This window comes from Nocardia nova, assembly GCF_002933465.1.
Classification (GTDB): Bacteria; Actinomycetota; Actinomycetes; order Mycobacteriales; family Mycobacteriaceae; genus Nocardia; species Nocardia nova_B.
The window spans coordinates 105,235-122,394 of sequence record NZ_PSZE01000013.1 but is presented as its reverse complement, the minus strand read 5'-3'; the positions used below and the strand labels follow the sequence as shown (position 1 = coordinate 122,394).

Below are 17,160 nucleotides of genomic sequence, written 5' to 3'. Positions count from 1 at the left end.
CTCCTCGCCTCGAAGGAAACAGTTCAGTGCAACCGTCTGATGCAGCCATCCAACTCGATGAGGCGACCTTTGCCGACCAGCTCGCGATCCGCGCCACCGATGCGGCGGCCCGCACCATCGCCGGTGCGGCGGTCTCGGGCGTGCGGCCGTTGACCGGCGGTGCCTCGAGCCTGACCTTCGTCGCGGACCTAACCTCGGCGGGGACGACCGAGCCGGTGGTGCTCAAGGTCGCACCGCCCGGGCTGATGCCGGTGCGCAACAGGGATGTGCTGCGGCAGGGGCAGGTGATGGCCGCGTTGGCGCGGGCACCCGGCGTCCGGGTGCCCGCGGTACTGTTCGACGACGAGGGCCTGCCGCCGCAGACGCCGCCGTTCGTGGCGATGGATCTGGTCGCGGGTGAGTGTGTGGAGCCGCTGCTCGAGGATGCGCGCGACGCCGCGGCGGCGCCCCGCGTCCGGGCCAGGTACCTCGACGCGGCCCGCATGCTCGGTCATTTGCATCGCGTGCAGCCGGCCCACGTCGGCTTGGGCGGCGAGCCCGTCGTTACTCTCGGTGCCGAGATCGACCGGTGGACACGCGCTTTCGAGACGGTGCCGGAGAATCTGCGGGGCAACTATCGAGCCTGCGCGCTGGCCTTGCACGAGTCCGTGCCGGAGCAGGCCGAGCGGGTGATCAATCACGGCGACTACCGGCTCGGCAACACTCTGTGCGCCGGCGACCGGGTCACCGCGATCATCGACTGGGAGATCTGGTCGATCGGCGATCCCCGGGTGGACCTGAGCTGGCTGACCTACTTCACCGACGAGGCGCGGCACCCGGCCGCCCCCAGCCTGGAGCCGTGCGGGACGCCGACCATCGCCGAGGTGGTCCGCGAGTACGAGCAGGCACTGGGCCGCTCGGTACCCGACCTCGCCTGGTTCGACGCGCTGACTCGCTACAAGGAGGCCGCGGCCACCGCGCTGCTGATCAAGCGGGCCCGCAAGGCCGACGCCATGCCCGAGGCGTTTCTGCGGATGGAACCCGCGCTGCCGGGCCTGGTCGAGGAGGCGATGGCCCTGCTGGGGCGCTGACGCGACCGGCCCGGCCGCCACGTACACACCACTTTCCCTCTGACACAAAGGATCCGAACACATGTGGGATTTCCGGACCGAACCCGAATTCCAGGCCAAGCTGGACTGGATGGACACCTTCGTGCGGGAGGAGTGCGAGCCGCTGGACTTGCTCTTCCCACACATCGGCCAGCCGTACAACACCGAGAACAAGGCGGCTCGTGCGATCCTGAAACCGTTGCAGCAGCGGGTGCGCGAGCAAGATCTGTGGGCTTGCCACCTCGGTCCAGAACTCGGCGGACAGGGGTACGGGCAGCTGAAACTCGCCCTGATGAACGAGATCCTGGGCCGGTCGATGTGGGCGCCGACGGTCTTCGGTACCGCGGCTCCGGACACCGGCAACGCGGAAATCCTGGCCATGTTCGGCACCGCGGAGCAGAAATCGCGGTATCTGCAGCCGCTGCTCGACGGCGACATCGTGTCCTGCTTTTCGATGACCGAGCCACAGGCGGGCGCCGACCCGAAGGAGTTCGTCTGCGCCGCACGCCGCGATGGTGACGAATGGGTCATCAGCGGGGAGAAGTGGTTTTCCTCCAACGCGCGCTATGCGGCCTTCTTCATCGTCATGGCCGTCACCGACCCGGACGCCTCGCCCTATCGCCGGATGTCGATGTTCGTGGTGCCCGCCGAAACGCCCGGCATCGAGATCATCCGCAACGTGGTGGCGATGCCGGACCGGGAGGAGCTCGACGAGGGCACCCACGGCTATATCCGCTACAACGATGTGCGGGTGCCGGCCGACGCGATCCTCGGTGGCCCCGGCCAGGGGTTCGAGGTGGCTCAGGCCCGGCTCGGCGGTGGCCGGGTCCACCATGCGATGCGCACGGTGGGCAAATGCCGGCGCGCTTTCGACATGATGGCCGAGCGGGTGCTCTCGCGGCGCACGCAGGGCGAATTACTGGCGGACAAGCAAATGGTTCAGCAGTTCATCGCGGATTCGTGGATCGAGCTGGCCCAATTCCGGCTGCTGGTGATGCAGACCGCGTGGATCATCGACAACGAGCCACACGGCGCGGCACGCACCAACATCGCGATGTGCAAGGTGGCGATGGCGAAGATCTTCGCCGACATCATCGGCCGGGCGGTACAGATCCACGGTTCCCTCGGTGTCACCACCGAACTGCCGCTCTACGAGTGGTGGACCAGCGTGCCGTCGCTGGCGTTGGCAGACGGCCCCACCGAGGTGCACAAGGCGACTGTCGCCAAGCAGGTGCTCAAAGGTTACCGTCCCGCCGCGGGACTGTTTCCCTCCGAACACATTCCGACGCGACGCGACGCGGCCCGCGCGCGGTACGCCGACATTCTGAAGGAGTACGGGATCGCATGACGGATCTGTTTTCACTCGACGGCAAGGTCGCCCTCGTCACCGGCGGCAGCCGCGGTCTCGGCAGGCAGATGGTGCTGGCCTTCGCCGCGGCGGGAGCCGATGTGGTGATCACCAGCCGCAAGGCCGAGGCGTGCGAGGAAGTGGCGAAAGAGGTTGCAGCACTGGGGCATCGGGCGCTCGCTGTCGGATGCCACGTCGGCAAGTGGGACCGGATCGGTGCGTTGGTCGAGGCCGCCTACGCCGAGTTCGGCAAGGTCGACGTGCTGGTCAACAATGCCGGGATGTCGCCGCTGGCACCGTCGTCCGCGCAGACGAGCGAGGAACTTTTCGACAAGATCGTCGATGTGAACTTCAAGGGCCCCTTCCGGCTGTGCGCCCTGGTGGGGGAGCGGATGGCGGCGGGCGAGGGTGGTTCGATCATCAACGTGTCCTCTTCCGGTGCGCTCATGCCGCAGCCGGGATTCGGGCCGTACTCCGGAGCGAAGGCCGGACTGAACGCGCTGACCCAGGTTTTCGCACGCGAGTACGCCCCGAAGGTCAGGGTCAACACCATCTCGGCGGGCCCGTTTCTCACCGACATCTCCAAGGCCTGGCCCGAAGAGGGGCGGCGGACCAGTCGCAGCGCGGCGGGCCGGCCGGGTGATCCCTCCGAGATCGTGACCACGGCACTGTATTTGGCGAGCCCGGCGTCCAGTTACACCACGGCCTCACTGATCCGGGTGGACGGCGGCTTGTACTGACGGCCGCCCCAAGAGGTGGCGCGGATCGCCGGTTCCGCGTACGCGCCGCCGACGGGATCGATGACCACGCCGGCTCCACGACCGGCGGTGATCGCCTTGATGCGGTCTTCGAGGTCCTCGTCCTCATAGGCGATACCCGCGACCGCGCCGAGGCGGCGGCACAATTCGATCCGCTCCCGGGACGACGCCGCCGCGATCACCCGGCCCCCGAGTCGTGTCGCGATGTCGACGCATGCGGTCCCCACGCCGCCGGCGGCGCCCAGGACGACCACCCAGTCGCCGGGCCGCATCTCGCCGATGGGACGAGCGAGTGATACGCCGTACGATACGTGACCCCGAACGCCGCGGCGTCGATCATGCTCAGCCCGTGCGGAATTGGCGAAAGCGAGGCCTCGGGCACCGCGATCTGCTCCGCGAAGGCGCCGGTGAACACACACCCATGACCGGGTCTCCGGGGGCGACGGACCGCACTCCGTCGCCCACGGACAGCGCGGTGCCCGCGAACTCGCTTCCTACCGTGAAAGGTCCTCTTCGGCTAGCGGATGGAGAAGCCGGCGTCCACCGGCAGGGAGACTCCCGTGATCCACTTCGCCTGATCGGAGACCAGAAATGCGATGGCGTCGGAGATGTCACCGGGCTGGAGGATCTGGATCCGCATCGCATTCTGCATCTGCGAGATCGAGTTATCGCCGCCCGCGGCCGCCTCCTGGGCGAGCCGGGCCATCGCCTCGTTCATCGTCATCCCCGAGGCGACGCCCGTCGGATGCACGATATTGACTCGGATCGAATGCTCGGCCAGCGACGCGGCGTACTGCTTGCAGATGCCGACCAGCCCCCACTTCGACGCGGTGTAGGCCAGTGCGGCGGTGTTCAGACTCGCGGTCGGGCGCACACCCGCCGTCGATCCGGTGAAGACGATCGACCCGCCCCGGCCACCGGAAATGATATGCGGCACAGCGGCATTCACGACATGAAAGCCGCCGCTCAGATTGGTCGACACCACGTCGCGCCACATCTGTGCGTAATCGTCGGGTCCGTCGCTGAGCCGGACGATGCCCGCATTGGACAGCACGATGTCGAGTCGCCCGAACGTCTCGTAACCCCGGTCGACGGCCTCCCGGGTCGCGGCGGCATCGCGAACGTCGGTCTCGGTCGCGACGATCCGCCGGCCGAGTGCCTCGACCTGGGCCACCGTTTCCTTCAGGTCCTCGGGGGTCGCGTTGGGGTAGTCCATCGTGTCGATATCCGCGCAGATGTCGAGGGCGATGATGTCGGCGCCCTCGCCGGCCAGGCGCACCGCGTGTGAGCGGCCCTGTCCTCGTGCGGCTCCAGTGATCAGGGCGACTTTGCCCTCGAGACCGGTCATGGTGGTCCTCCGTTTGATCGACACGGGTTTGCCGCGGGAGGGGCCCCGTGTACGGGGTGGGAATGCATGCCTCGCATGCGGTGACTAAGGTAACCCACTGAGTTATCTATGTGCAATCACTTCTTCGCTGGGCGGGCGGAGCGCACGATCACCTCGACGAGTGGTGCGACATGCTCGACAGGATGTGTGCGTGCGTGCGCGCGCTGCTCCGGTGAACATCCGAGGGTGTGCATCAGCACCGCGCCGAACAGCGACTCGATCAGTGGCTCGTGTGGAGTGTCCGTGGCCATCTCGCCGCGCTCGACGGCCCTGGTGAAGGCGCCCGTCGCCGGCGCCCGCAGCGCCTTCACGATGCGCTGCTGGAAGGGTTGCAGATCGGTGAACTCGGCGGTGACGTCGATGGTGATCCGCAACGTCGCCCAGCCGATCGGGTCGAGGAAGTGTTCGAGCAGTGCGGTGGCCAGCGCCGTCAAATCGCCGGTCAGCGAGCCGGTGTCGACGTTGATGCGCAACGTCAGCGCCACCGATTCGACGCTGTCGAGCAGTAATTGTTCCTTGTTCGCCCAGCGCAGATAGAGCGCGGACTTGCCGACGCCGGCGCGCCTGGCGACGCCCTGCATCGTGAATGCGCCCCAGCCCAGCTGGGCGTATTCGAGCAGCGCCGCCGTCATCAGTTTCTCGTCGAGTTCCGGGTCGCGCGGTCGTCCGAGCGGTGTGGCTTGCCGGCCCATGTGTTCTCACTCCTCGGTCGCATCTGTCCGCGCATTCTTCTCGAATCAACCAATCACAGTCGACTGCCGCAGCGGCCGAGCGGTCTCCCCATTTTGCTACTTGCAGACACTTGGAGTCCGTAATAGTGTGTGAGCTGCGCAACATAGCTAACTAAGATGGCGTTGTCTTCTCATCCGACCGCAGCGAAGCGAGTGGTGAATCCATGACCAGTCAGGCAATCGATACGACCAGGCCCACCGTGCACCTCCGAATCGGTACCGAGCGGATCGCGACCGGATCGGGCGGGGTGCACGAGCACGTCAACCCCGTCGACGGCACGGTCGACGCGCGGATACCGCTGGCAGGTGCCGACGAGGTCGACCGGGCCGCCCGCACGGCACATGACGCGTTCGCCGAATGGCGCCGCACTCGGCCGGCGGAGCGGCGGCTGCTGCTGACCAGGCTTGCCGATCTGATCGAGGCCAATGCCGAAGAATTCGCTCGATTGGGTGCGCTCGACAACGGCACTCCCATCCCGGTCGCCGCCGGTCTGGTCGCGACGTCCATCGAGTGGACTCGCTACTACGCCGGGTGGGCGGACAAACTCACCTCCGAGGTCACCGGATCGCTCGGTGTGGACGGCGAGTTCTCCTATTCGCTGGGCCAGCCCTACGGCGTGATCGGTGTGATCATCACCTGGAACGGTCCGTTGATCTCGCTCGCGATGAAGATTCCGGCTGCCTTGGCGGCGGGAAATACGGTGGTGGTCAAGCCGTCGGAGCTGACGCCGTTCACCGCCGAACTGTTCGCCGATCTGGTCGAGCAGGCCGGCATCCCGGCAGGAGTGGTCAACGTCCTGCCCGGTGCGCCCGAGGCGGGTGCGGCGCTGGTCGAGCATCCGTTGGTCAAGAAGGTGACCTTTACCGGCGGTCCCGATACCGCGCGCAAGATCCTGCACAGCTGCGCGGATCTTATGAAGCCGTCCGTGCTCGAACTCGGTGGCAAGTCGGCCAATATCGTGTTCGCCGACGCAGATCTGGACCAGGCGTGCTCGCACGGCACGATGATGTCGATCGGTGCGCTCAGCGGCCAAGGCTGCGCGCTGCCGACTCGAATGTTGGTGCAGGACAGCATCTATGAGGAGATGATCGGGCGGGTCAAGGCGTTCGCCGAATTCATCACCGTCGGCGATCCGCTGGCCGAGGGGACCGTGTCCGGTCCCGTCGTCAACGAGGCGGCGCTGCATCGGATTCTCGGCATGATCGAGCGCGCCCAAGCCGACGGCGCGCGTCTGGTCACCGGCGGCCACCGGGTCGAGGGGGCGCTGGCCGACGGTTTCTTCCTGGAGCCGACCGTCTTCGCCGATGTCGATCCGCAGTCCGAACTCGCCCAGAAAGAGGTGTTCGGTCCGGTACTGGCGATCACCCCGTTCGCGACCGAGCAGGAGGCGATCGAGATCGCCAACAACAGCGAGTACGGCCTGTCCGGATATATCCAAACCAACGATCTGCGCCGCGCGCATCGGGTCGCGGAGGAGCTGGTCACCGGTGAGGTCCTGATCAACGGCGCGATGAACCTCGGTGTCAACCGGGCGTTCGGTGGTGTCGGGCTCAGCGGCCTGGGCAAGGAAGGCGGGCGGCAAGGGATCGAGGAGTTCCTGCGGCTCAAGAACATCGCCATCGCTTGATTTTTCGCCGGGCCCACGGGTAGGGCGTGGCACCTCGGTGCCGACCAGATTTGTGACGAAAGGATTCACCGTGACGACAGAACCGGACCAGGCAACCAGCTCGGGTCCCCTCGCGGGGGTGGTGGTCGTCGACCTCTCGACCACCCTGCCCGGTGCGCAGGCGAGCCAGTTTCTGGCCGACTGCGGTGCGGACGTCATCATGGTCGAGCCGCCCGGCGGCAGCGACCTGCGCCACCTCGCGGGCTGGCCCGGCCTGCTCCGCGGCAAACGCAGCATCACCCTGGACCTGCACGCCGAGGACGACCTCGCCGCGTTGCGCGCGCTGCTGAGTACCGCGGATGTGCTGATCACGACGATGCGGCCGACCTCGGCGGCGCGGATCGGGCTCACCCCGGAGTCCGTGGACGAGAAGTATCCGCGGCTGGTCTGGGCGTCGATCACCGGCTGGGGCAGTACCGGTCCGTGGAAGGACTACAAGGGCTGGGAAGGCCTCGTGATGGCCAAGACCGGGGTCATGTTCGAGAAGCGGCAGCTGACGATTCGGCCCGGACCGGCGTTCGTCACCGCGCCCTACGCGTCGTTCGGAGCGTCGCAGGCAGCTGTGCACGGCATCCTCGCCGCGCTGATCGAACGCATGTCCAGTGGCCGCGGACAGGCCGTCGAATCCAACCTGGTCACCGGGATGGGCGCGATGGATCCCTACAACTGGTTCTACGAAATGGTGCTCGAGCGCTACCCCGACGCCTTCAGCCCGATGGATGTGGCCTACGACGACGAGGGACGTCCGCAGGCCTATCTGATCTATGCCCTGCTGATCGCGTCGACCAAGGACGGTCGCTGGCTGCAGTTCGCGCAGACCGCGCCCCGGTTGATGCAGGCCTGGCTCACCGAACTCGATCTGGTGAAGGAACTGGCCGACCCCAAGTGGACCGGGTTCCCGATGCTGCCGACCGCCGAACTCCGCACCGAATTCTGGCAGATGATGCTCGACCGGGTGGGCGCTCGCACCTTCGAGGAATGGCAGCAGGTCTTCGAGACCAACCACGACATCAGCGCCGAGGCATTCCGCACCCCCGACGAGGCATTGGACCACCCGCAGGTCGTCGCGGAGGGCCGAGTCGTCACGGTCGACAACCCCGGGATCGGTCCGGTGCGCCAACCGTCCACCCTCATCCACGCCGACGGGAAGCCGCTGACGCCGGTGCGTCCCGCGCCGCTGCCGGGCCAGCACGACGACGAGGTCCGCGCCGCGATCGCCGCGGCGACGCCCGCACCGGCGGCCGGTACGTCGGCGCCGGAGGAGTTGCCGCTGCGCGGGGTGACGGTTCTCGAATTCGGCACCATGTTCGCCGGTCCTTACGGGGCGACCGTGCTCGGCGATCTCGGCGCCAGGGTGATCAAGATCGAGCCGATCGCAGGCGACAACATTCGCAACCTGGTCGCCTTCCCTGAGGCCGGGGGCGCGAAGGTGTTGCAGGGCAAGGAAAGTGTGGCGATCGACCTCACCACGCCGGCCGGACTCGAACTCGTCTACGAGTTGGTCAAGCGCAGCGACGTTGTGTTGCAATGCTTCCGGGGCGCCGCCGCGGAGCGGGCGCAGATCGACGAGGCGACGTTGAAGTCGATCAATCCCGACCTCGTCTATCTGAGCACCCCCGGTTACGGGGTCGAGGGCCCGTATGCGGCCAGGCCCGCATACGCTCCCTCGATCGGCGCGGCGACCGGACTGTCGGTCGTGGACGGTCGGGACGCCGCCAACCCGCCGAGCGATGCGGATGCGTTGCGCGCGGGCGCGCGCACCCTGCATGCGGCCGGTGCGGTGCCGGCCGTCCAATCCGACGGCATCGCCGCGCTAGGGGTCGCCTCGGCGATGCTGGTGGGTCTCTATGCCAAGCGCAACGGTGTCGAGCTCTCGACAATGGTCACCACCATGCTCGGGACCGTGCATCAGGCGCTGATCTCCTACAACTCCAGCTACGAAGGCCGCCCGCAGATCGCGATCCCGGATGCGCAGTTCTACGGACTCGGCGCGCTCTACCGGATGTATCAGGCCGCCGACGGCTGGGTCTTTCTGGCCGCGCCGCTGCCGAGCGAATGGGAGGCGCTGGTGAAGGCGTTGTCGCCGTATGCGGATCTGGCGTCGGATCCGAGATTCGCCACCGCGCAGGACCGCCACACCAACGATGCGGCGCTCGCGGAGGTCCTCGCTGGCGTGTTCGCGGGCAAGGGCAACCAGCAGTGGGAGGACGAACTCACCGCACTCGACGTGGGTTGTGTCGCGATCCTCGAACGCAACTCCGAATCGGCGCTGCAGTCCGATCCGTTCTTCGAGGCCGGCTACTGCGTGGAAGCGGTGAGCCCGATCTTCGACGAGCACCGTCGCCTGGCCCCGCTCACCCGCTTCTCGCGCTCGCGCACCAAGGCCGATGCGGGCTGCACCATCGGCCAGCACACCCGACCGGTGCTTCGCGAGATCGGGGTGGGCGAGCAGCGCATCGATGAGCTGCTCGAGCTCGGAATCATCGCCTGCGACAACTGAATTGCCGACGGGCTGCGGGCGCCGGGCCGGGCGGCCGCGGCCCGATGTAGCGCCGGCCCGCTCTCCAGGGCGCTGTCGGTCGGCGTCCGAAGCGTGAGAAGAAAGAGAACCCGGGGTGTCTGCTGTATCGACGTTCGTTTCCGCGGTGACCGATCCGGCGTCGGTGCTGCCGGTTCAATTACGTTCTCGCGCTGGGTCGGAGCCGGACCGGCCGTTTCTCCAAGAGGTGACCGGCGCCCACGCCACCTACGGTGCGACGTGGGAGGGCGTGCGCGGCTGGGCGGAGTACCTCCGCGGTCTCGGCGTTGCGCCTGGCTGCCGGGTGGCGACGTTGCTGCCGCCGTCGATCGATGCGGCGATGATCTGGATCGCGCTCGGTTGCCTCGGCGCGGTGGAGGTTCCGGTCAACCCTGAACTGAAGGGCGCGTTCCTCGAACACGTTCTCGACGACGCCGCTCCGATACTGTGCCTGGCCCGACCGGAATTCGTCGACCACATCCGGAATACCCGACCGGCCTTACCCATTCACACTGTCGAGCGTGGCGCGTGGACACACTTGGACGCCGCCACCATCGAATTCGACGCGCTTCCCGCACCGGCCGATATCGCGTGCGTGATCTACACCTCGGGCAGTACCGGACCGGCCAAGGGCGTGATACTCGATTGGGCTCAGTTCGCCACTATGGCCGGCCGAATCCCCTTGGGCCCCAACGATGTGACCTACAACTGCCATCCGATGTTCCACGTCACCGGACGCAGCCCGCTGGTGGCAATGTGCGCCACCGGCGGCCGAGTCGTCTTCCGTGAACGGTTCTCGGCGAAGGCCACCATGGACGATGTCCGCGAGTTCGGTTGCACCACAGCAACTCTCCTGGCGCCATTGTTGCTGGCGCTGCCGCCACGCGCGGATGACGCCGACAATCCACTCGAGGCCGTGTTCGCCGGCCACAATGTCGCTCTCGCCGCCGAATTCGCCCAGCGATTCGATGCGAAATGCTACGACCTCTACGGATCCACGGAGGTCGGTTTCCCCCTGGTGCTGAGCGATCCACCCGATCTCGAACACACGTGGTGCGGCCGCGTACGCGACGGCTATCGGGCCCAAGTCGTGGACGAGAACGGACAACCGGTGGTCGACGGCGTCCCGGGAGAGCTCTGGATCCAGCCCGCCGACCGCCGCATGATCATGGTCGGATATCTCAACCAGCCGGAGGCGACCGAGCGTGCATTGGCCGGCGGTTGGTACCACACGGGCGACCACGTCATCCGGCACCCCGGAGGCGATTTCGAATTTCTCCATCGGGCCGGCGACACCATTCGCCGGCTGGGTGAGAACATCTCGACCACCGCTGTAGAAGCAGTCATAGACGAACATCCGCAACTCGTCGGCTGCGCCGTCATCGGCGTACCCGATTCCGTTGCGGGACAAGAGATTCTGATCGCGGCAGAGGTAGTCGACAACAGCGTCCTGGACGAGCCTGCCCTCTACGAGTGGATGAGGAGCCGCCTCCCCAAACACGCCCTGCCGAAATACCTGACCCTGATCGACACGCTACCGCGCACGCCGACCAACAAGGTCCGCAAAACCGGGCTGCTCGACACCATCGATCTGGCTCGAACATGGAGCCCGCCGGCGGTGTGCGGCCGGTGAAGTCGCCGCCGTAGCGGTCGGTGCGGTCGTTGCCGAGCGGGGAGAGGAATTCGTTGAGCAGATAGCCGTGTGCGGTATGGATTTCCAGGACCTCCTCGACGGTGAGTGCATGCGGTTCCGGCAATCCCGCATAGGCGATCGCGGAGGGAGCCACGGTGCGCCAGCCGCCCTCGGCTTCGGTGATCGCGTCGCGACCCTGTGTGGGAATCTGGGTGCTGCCCTCGCGGCCGGCGTGCGCGAGTTGCATCCCGGGAATCGACCCTCGGCCGACGATGAACCGGGTGATCCGGGATCAGGCTTCGGCGTGTTCGTCGCTCCAGATACCGGCGTCGGGGATGCAGATGCGGCCCTCGGGCACCACCGCGGTGGCTTCCGACATCACCAAACCCCGCGCAGGGTCAGCGGTGAGAAGAGCAAGCTTTGCGTCATGGATCTGGTCTCCCGGCCTCGTTCTCGTCGGCGCACGGCCCGACTGCTGACATTTGAAGGATAACTTAGTAAGCTTTGTTGACATCATAGGCGACTGCAGGAGGAACGGTGGATCTGAACGGGTTGACCACGGTCATAGCGGAGCTGAAGGACCACGTCTTGACCATCACGCTCAACCGGCCGGATCGGTTGAACTCCTTCAACGACGCGATGCGCGCGGAGTTCAAGGCACTGTGGCGGTTCGCTGACGACAAGGACGATGTGCACGCGATCGTGCTGCGGGCCAGCGGTGATCGCGCCTTCTGCACCGGGGTGGACGTGAAGGAAGGGACCTTCCTCGCCGACAATCCGTTCAGCCGGCAGGACCCCGGCGTCGATCTCTCACCCAAGCAGAACGGGTGCTGGAAGCCGCTGATCTGCGCGGTACACGGCATGGTCGCCGGTGGTGCCCTCTACTGGCTCAACGAGGCCGACATCATCATCTCCAGCGACGACGCTCAGTTCTTCGACCCGCACGTCTCCTACGGCATGGTCGCGGCCCTCGAGCCGATCGGGCTCGCCCACCGCATCCCGATCGGCGAGGTACTGCGCATGGTGCTGCTCGGACTCGACGAGCGCATGTCCGCCGAACGCGCGCATCAGATCGGTTTCGTCAGCGAGGTGCTGCCGCGGGCGCAGCTGTGGGATCGCGCGCAGGACCTCGCCGAGCGGATCGCCGCCAAACCACCGGCCGCGGTGCAGGGCAGCATCCGGGCGATCTGGGAGTCCCGCGACACCGGCCGCTCGAACGCCCTCGCCACGGGTATGTCGTACACGATCATCGGCAATCCGATCGGTCAGGAGCAGGTCGTACGGTCCGAGGTGCCCACCCGCACGTACGAGGTTCGCTGACCACGGTCGCCAGGAGGAGTAGCTAGATGGACTACGGAATGAGCCCGGAGCTCGAGCGGTTCCGGCTCGAAGTGCGGGAATTCGTCGAGGCCAACGCGCCCGCGATCCCGCCGAAGGCCGGTGTGCGAAGCGCCGAGGACCGGGCCGAGCACACCCTGATCACCGAGTGGATCGGCAAGCTTTTCGCCGCCGGATACATGGGCGGCGACTGGCCGGAACAGTATGGAGGACAGGGGAGTTCGTACCAGGCCGAACGTGATGTGGTGGTCGGGGAGGAGATCGCACGAGCCCAAGCGCCGCACTTCGCGGGCGCGGGCGCTCTGGTCTCGCACGCCCTGATCGACTTCGGCACCGAGGAGCAGCGTCAGCGCTACCTTCCGGGCATCCGTTCCGGCAAGGACACGTGGTGCCAGCTGTTCAGTGAGCCCAGCTCCGGCAGCGACCTGGCATCGTTGCGCACCAAGGCGGTCCGGACCGAGAACGGCGGCTTCCGCGTCACCGGGCAGAAGGTGTGGACCACCAACGGCCACTGGGCCGACTACGGCTATCTGCTGGCTCGCACCGACACGGACGCGCCCAAACACAAGGGCATCAGCGCGTTCATCGTCGATATGAGTCTGCCCGGTGTCGATGTGCGCCCGCTGCGCGAGATGACCGGGACCTCCGACTTCAACGAGGTATTCCTCGACAACGTCGAACTGCCCGCCGACGCCCTGATCGGCGAGCTCAATTCCGGTTGGGCCATTGCCAATTCGAGTCTCGGACACGAGCGCAGTGGGGTCGCCACGAGCGTGGTGCGGCTGCGTCGGAACGTGGACGCGCTCGAAGATCTGGCGAAGCGAATCAGCAGAGGCGGACGGTCGGCCATCGAAGACGGCGCGGTCCAGGAGACGCTCGGCAAGTTACGGGCCGAGGTCGAGGCATTGTCCGCGTTGGTCTACGCGAACATCAGCCGGTGGTCGCGCGGAACCGAGCGCGTGCAGGACGCGCCGATGGCCAAACTGATGTTCAGCGAGCTCGGCGTCGACATCGCGCGCTTCGCATTGGAATTGAGCGGTGAGGCGGGCATCCTGGTCGAAGGTGATCCCGGCGCTGTCGACAACGGCCGCTGGCAGGACGAATTCCTCTACGCCCGCGCGTATACGATCGCGGGCGGCAGCTCGGAGATCATGCGGAACATCATCGCCGAGCGCGGGCTGAAAATGCCGCGCTGACAGACGCCGGCGGATCACGACACCTGACCCCCGAGCAACTGGAAGCCCCGGAGCGCATCGGCTCCGGGGCATGCCCATATGCCTGAAACAAGGTCTGAAACGAAACATCCGCACCGGCCGGGGCGCGATGCGGATGCTTCGTATTCGGTTGTGCTACGCGGTTTCCGCGGTGTGGGCGCGGGCGAGGGCCAGGCCCTCGTCGCGGGTGGGGGATTCTACGTCCCAGCGGCCGCAGGTGCAGTGGCACAGGTATTTGCCCTCGACGGGCAGGATGGATTGGGCGTCGCAGTAGCCCGAGGCGGCGGCCATGTCGGCGAAAAACTCGGTCGGCAGGTCGTAGAGAACGCTGTCTCCCATGAGGTGTTCTCGATTCTGTCGGGGACGGCGGGGCGTCAGACCGTCGCTTCGGCCGGGTTCACGGTGCCCGGGGCGGGCGGCAGGGGAGCGTCGGGGAACAGTTCCTGGAAGGCACCGAACGTGATCCGGTCCCGCGTCTTCTGGTCGACGTTGTCGAACAGGTGGTGCAGGGTCTTCTGGGTGTGCCCGTAGGTGCCCTCCATGTGCGGGTAGTCGCTGCCCCACATGACGTTGTTGTAGCCCATCGCGGTCATGGCGTGCACAGCCGACTCGTCGTGCTGGAACGACGCGTACACCTGGGAGTAGATGATCTCCTTGGGCGAGCGGTTCAGCTTCGGGCGGACCACCTGCGAATGCTGGCGGTAGCCCTCCTCCATCCGGTCGGCGATGAACGGCACCCAGGTCGCACCGCCTTCGGAGACAAGGATCTTCAGGTTCGGGTGCCGGTCGAGCGCGCCGGAGGCGACCAGCTTCATTACCGCGCGCTGACCGCCGAAGGTCGTCTCGGTGTAGTTCAGCACCGCGCCGCCGGGGCCTCGGTACATGACGCCGGCCGCGCCGCCGCTGGCCATATCGATCGGCTCGGTGCCGATGTGGAACGAGATCACCATGCCGATGTCCTCGGCGAGCGCCCAGAACGGCTCCCACGAGTCGTGGTTGTAGTCCTTCTGCTGCGGGTGCGGGGCCACGGTCAGGAATACGGCCTTGAAGCCCAGCTCACCGCAGCGCTTCAGCTCGGCGCACGCGTCCTCGATGGAGAGGGTGGAGACTTGCGCGGTGGGGATGAGCCGCGGCGAGTAGTCCATGATGACCTCTTTGGCCCAGTCGTTGGAAGCCCTGGTCGCCTCCCGCAGCACCTCGGGGGTGCGGAACGACGAGGCCCACATGCCCAGGGACGGGAACACCAGCTCCGACCAGATGCCCTCTTCATCCAAGTCCGGCAGGCGCTTGGTCACATCGCCGGAGCCGGGGGCGCGCATGCTCGCGGCGAAGAACTCCTCCTGGGCGATCGTGGGCAGCCGGCGCCGAAAGGCCTGGCCGTCGACGAATACCGTCTCCCACTTGCCATCCGGATCCTTCTCCGAGCGAGGGACGAGTTCGGCGAGCCGCTTCGGCAGCCGGGTGCGCCACAGGTCCTCGGGCTCGAGGAAGTGCGAGTCCGCCGAGTTTGCCCACAGCTTGGTTGTCATTTCGATGCCTCCTGATCGCTTCACCCGAGACGGTGAGACGGGTTGTCGAAGAATTAGTTTCTAGAATAGCATTTTAGAATGTAAGGTGATTATCACCACGAAGGGTGGGAGAAGTCAAGGCTCGAATCGACGGAGGATCGCGATGACGGAAGCGAAGGGCCGCCCCCGCACCCGCGGCTGGACGAGTTCACCGGAGACCAAGGATCGGGTCCTCGAAGCCGCCGCGGAGATCTTCGGCGCGCAGGGGTTCACCGCGGCGACGATGGCCGACATCGTCCAGCAGTCCGGCGTCAGCGTCGGCAGCATCTACCACCACTTCGGCGGGAAGGCGGAGGTCTTCCTGGCGATCTGGACCGATCTGATCGAGCGGGTAGATGGACATGCGCGGGAGGCCGTGGACAAGGCCCGCGCGGACGGCGTCGACGACCCGATGGAGCTCTACGGTGTGAGCACCCGTGCCTATCTGGAACTGCTGTGGGAGAACCAATCTCGCGCACGCGTGGTCGCGATGGGGGATACCCCACCAGGTTTCGACGCGCTGCGCCGGGAGCAGGCCCGCCGCGGCAGCGATCACGACATCGCACTGCTCGGCCTCGGCGCCTCTCGCCGGGAAAAGCTGCTGCGTGACTTTCTGCTGGCGATGCGCGCGGAGTCCGCACGTGTGGTGCTCAAATGCCGCACCCGCGCGGAACTGAGCGACGCGATCGACACCGCGCTCGAATACATCGGATGCCTGAATCCGGTGAAATTCGGACTGGGTCCGGCGCGAGGCTGAGCCCGGCCCGGTGGCCTCGTGGCCTGGAGCCGGGGTGCTCGGATGCCGGGCGTCGAACGACACTGCGGGAGAGTCGAATCGGTGTTCGGGGGGAACTCAGGCGTCGACGAGGCGCCTGCGGTGCCAGCTCACGGTGCCGTTCAGCAATTCGTCCACCTTGATCCGGCGCGTCAGCAGGTGCAGGTCGTGCTCCCAGGTGAATCCGATACCGCCGTGCACCTGCAGCGCGATCGAGGCGACCGTGCTGGTCGCCTCGCCGGTGTAGGCCGCGGCGGCGGACACCGCGGCGGCACGATGGGCGGGGTCGGACCCGTCGAGCGCGACAGCGGCGGCCCACAGCGACGCCCGCGCGGCCTCGGTCCGCAACGCCATATCGGCGCAGTGATGTTTGACGGCCTGGAACGAGCCGATCGGCTGACCGAACTGGGTACGCTGACCGGCGTATTCGACCGTCAGGTCGACCAGTCGCGCGGCCGCGCCCAGCGCATCCATCTTCCGGTAGAACGCGAGGGCGTCGGTCAAATGGGACACGGTTCCGCTCGGCGCGCTCACCCAGCGCTGTGCGGGCACCGTCACGGCCGGCTCGAGTACCGACCAGGACCGGGTGAGGTCGAGGGTCTCGAGTGTGCGCAGCGCGGCACCGTCGCTCGATATGTGGGCGAGGATCTCGGTTCCGTCGGAAGTAGTTGCGGCGAGCAGGAATCCGGTGGCGTCGAGCAGGGCGGTGGCGGGCGCGGTGGCGCCGCCGAGTCGTAGTTCGTCGCCGCTGATCTCCGCGGTGAGCGGTGCGCCTTCGGTCGAGGCGAGAACCAGCGGGATCGCCTCGGCGCCGCCGGTATTCGCCTCGGCCAGCCTCGACAGCGGGTGGTCGAGCCGGTCGAGAGCGGCGGTGGCCAAGGCCAATTCGGCCAGTGGCACAGCGCTGCCGGCCCGGCCGTGTTCTTCGACGAGCACCGCGAGGTCGACGTGCGTTCCGCCCATCTCGCCGGTCAGCAGTCCGATCAGCCCCGACTCGACGACGTGTTTCACGGCGGTGTCGGGAACGCGCGGCGGGCCGGTGTCGATGGTCGGCCGGCGCGCGGCGAGGGGATCGTGCTTGGCCAGCCAAGCTCGCTCACTGGCGGCCAGCTCTTCCTGTTCGGCGCTCAATGCGAAATCCACGAAGCTTCTCCCT

General features: G+C 66.9%; 16 protein-coding genes and 1 pseudogene. 9 read left to right on the top strand and 8 right to left on the bottom strand.

Features of this window, described 5'->3' with window-relative positions:
• Positions 1-26 precede the first annotated feature (26 nt).
• The 3 genes from C5E41_RS17635 (at position 27) to C5E41_RS17625 (ending at position 3,176) form a co-directional block, all read left to right on the top strand.
• A complete protein-coding gene (locus C5E41_RS17635) occupies positions 27-1,070 on the top strand; it encodes a phosphotransferase family protein (protein ID WP_258081041.1) in 1,044 nt (347 codons plus the stop codon).
• Positions 1,071-1,131: 61 nt separating this feature from the next.
• Positions 1,132-2,436: an acyl-CoA dehydrogenase family protein gene (locus C5E41_RS17630; protein ID WP_104376899.1), complete on the top strand. Its 1,305-nt coding sequence runs from the start codon at positions 1,132-1,134 to the stop codon at positions 2,434-2,436.
• Complete coding sequence (locus C5E41_RS17625; RefSeq protein WP_104376898.1) at positions 2,433-3,176, top strand: SDR family NAD(P)-dependent oxidoreductase; 744 nt, start codon at positions 2,433-2,435, stop codon at positions 3,174-3,176. The genes C5E41_RS17630 and C5E41_RS17625 overlap by 4 nt, the downstream gene beginning before the upstream one ends.
• Here C5E41_RS17625 and C5E41_RS34485 read toward each other — a convergent pair.
• The 4 genes from C5E41_RS34485 to C5E41_RS17610 form a co-directional block, all read right to left on the bottom strand.
• On the bottom strand, positions 3,131-3,466 hold the full coding sequence (locus C5E41_RS34485; protein ID WP_219823184.1) for a zinc-binding dehydrogenase: 336 nt from the start codon (positions 3,464-3,466) through the stop codon (positions 3,131-3,133). The genes C5E41_RS17625 and C5E41_RS34485 overlap by 46 nt on opposite strands.
• Before the next feature lie 70 nt (positions 3,467-3,536).
• Positions 3,537-3,659 (bottom strand): hypothetical protein, encoded by a 123-nt coding sequence (locus C5E41_RS36210; protein WP_439956405.1) that lies wholly within the window; start codon positions 3,657-3,659, stop codon positions 3,537-3,539.
• A gap of 52 nt (positions 3,660-3,711) precedes the next feature.
• The gene (locus C5E41_RS17615; RefSeq protein ID WP_104376897.1) at positions 3,712-4,542 is read right to left on the bottom strand and encodes a mycofactocin-coupled SDR family oxidoreductase; all 831 of its coding nucleotides are present in this window, start codon (positions 4,540-4,542) and stop codon (positions 3,712-3,714) included.
• A gap of 116 nt (positions 4,543-4,658) precedes the next feature.
• Positions 4,659-5,273: a TetR/AcrR family transcriptional regulator gene (locus C5E41_RS17610; protein WP_104376896.1), complete on the bottom strand. Its 615-nt coding sequence runs from the start codon at positions 5,271-5,273 to the stop codon at positions 4,659-4,661.
• Between the two features lie 203 nt (positions 5,274-5,476).
• Here C5E41_RS17610 and C5E41_RS17605 point away from each other — a divergent pair, with 203 nt between their 5' ends.
• The 3 genes from C5E41_RS17605 (at position 5,477) to C5E41_RS17595 (ending at position 11,130) form a co-directional block, all read left to right on the top strand.
• Positions 5,477-6,940: an aldehyde dehydrogenase family protein gene (locus C5E41_RS17605; RefSeq protein ID WP_104376895.1), complete on the top strand. Its 1,464-nt coding sequence runs from the start codon at positions 5,477-5,479 to the stop codon at positions 6,938-6,940.
• Positions 6,941-7,010: 70 nt separating this feature from the next.
• A complete protein-coding gene (locus C5E41_RS17600) occupies positions 7,011-9,479 on the top strand; it encodes a CaiB/BaiF CoA transferase family protein (RefSeq protein WP_258081040.1) in 2,469 nt (822 codons plus the stop codon).
• 115 nt (positions 9,480-9,594) lie between these two features.
• Positions 9,595-11,130 (top strand): class I adenylate-forming enzyme family protein, encoded by a 1,536-nt coding sequence (locus tag C5E41_RS17595; protein ID WP_104376894.1) that lies wholly within the window; start codon positions 9,595-9,597, stop codon positions 11,128-11,130.
• Positions 11,131-11,167: 37 nt separating this feature from the next.
• Here C5E41_RS17595 and C5E41_RS35975 read toward each other — a convergent pair.
• Positions 11,168-11,377: pseudogene (locus C5E41_RS35975) on the bottom strand (hypothetical protein); the annotation flags it as partial.
• Positions 11,378-11,667: 290 nt separating this feature from the next.
• Here C5E41_RS35975 and C5E41_RS17585 point away from each other — a divergent pair.
• Entirely contained in the window at positions 11,668-12,450 is a 783-nt protein-coding gene (locus C5E41_RS17585) for an enoyl-CoA hydratase/isomerase family protein (RefSeq protein ID WP_104376893.1), read from the top strand.
• A 26-nt stretch (positions 12,451-12,476) separates the two neighbouring features.
• Positions 12,477-13,664, top strand: a complete 1,188-nt coding sequence (locus C5E41_RS17580) for an acyl-CoA dehydrogenase family protein (protein ID WP_104376892.1) — start codon at positions 12,477-12,479, stop codon at positions 13,662-13,664.
• Positions 13,665-13,817: 153 nt separating this feature from the next.
• Here the strand turns inward: C5E41_RS17580 and C5E41_RS17575 are convergent, their stop codons facing one another.
• Both C5E41_RS17575 and C5E41_RS17570 read right to left on the bottom strand, forming a co-directional pair.
• Complete coding sequence (locus C5E41_RS17575) at positions 13,818-14,021, bottom strand: hypothetical protein (protein WP_104376891.1); 204 nt, start codon at positions 14,019-14,021, stop codon at positions 13,818-13,820.
• Between the two features lie 35 nt (positions 14,022-14,056).
• The gene (locus C5E41_RS17570) at positions 14,057-15,211 is read right to left on the bottom strand and encodes an amidohydrolase family protein (RefSeq protein WP_104376890.1); all 1,155 of its coding nucleotides are present in this window, start codon (positions 15,209-15,211) and stop codon (positions 14,057-14,059) included.
• A 142-nt stretch (positions 15,212-15,353) separates the two neighbouring features.
• Between C5E41_RS17570 and C5E41_RS17565 the strand changes: the two genes are divergently transcribed.
• Complete coding sequence (locus C5E41_RS17565; RefSeq protein WP_104376889.1) at positions 15,354-15,986, top strand: TetR/AcrR family transcriptional regulator; 633 nt, start codon at positions 15,354-15,356, stop codon at positions 15,984-15,986.
• Between the two features lie 96 nt (positions 15,987-16,082).
• Here C5E41_RS17565 and C5E41_RS17560 read toward each other — a convergent pair whose 3' ends face one another.
• Positions 16,083-17,147 carry an acyl-CoA dehydrogenase family protein gene (locus C5E41_RS17560; protein WP_104376888.1) on the bottom strand — a complete coding sequence of 355 codons (1,065 nt, stop codon included), beginning with the start codon at positions 17,145-17,147 and terminating at the stop codon, positions 16,083-16,085.
• Between the last annotated feature and the right edge of the window lie 13 nt (positions 17,148-17,160).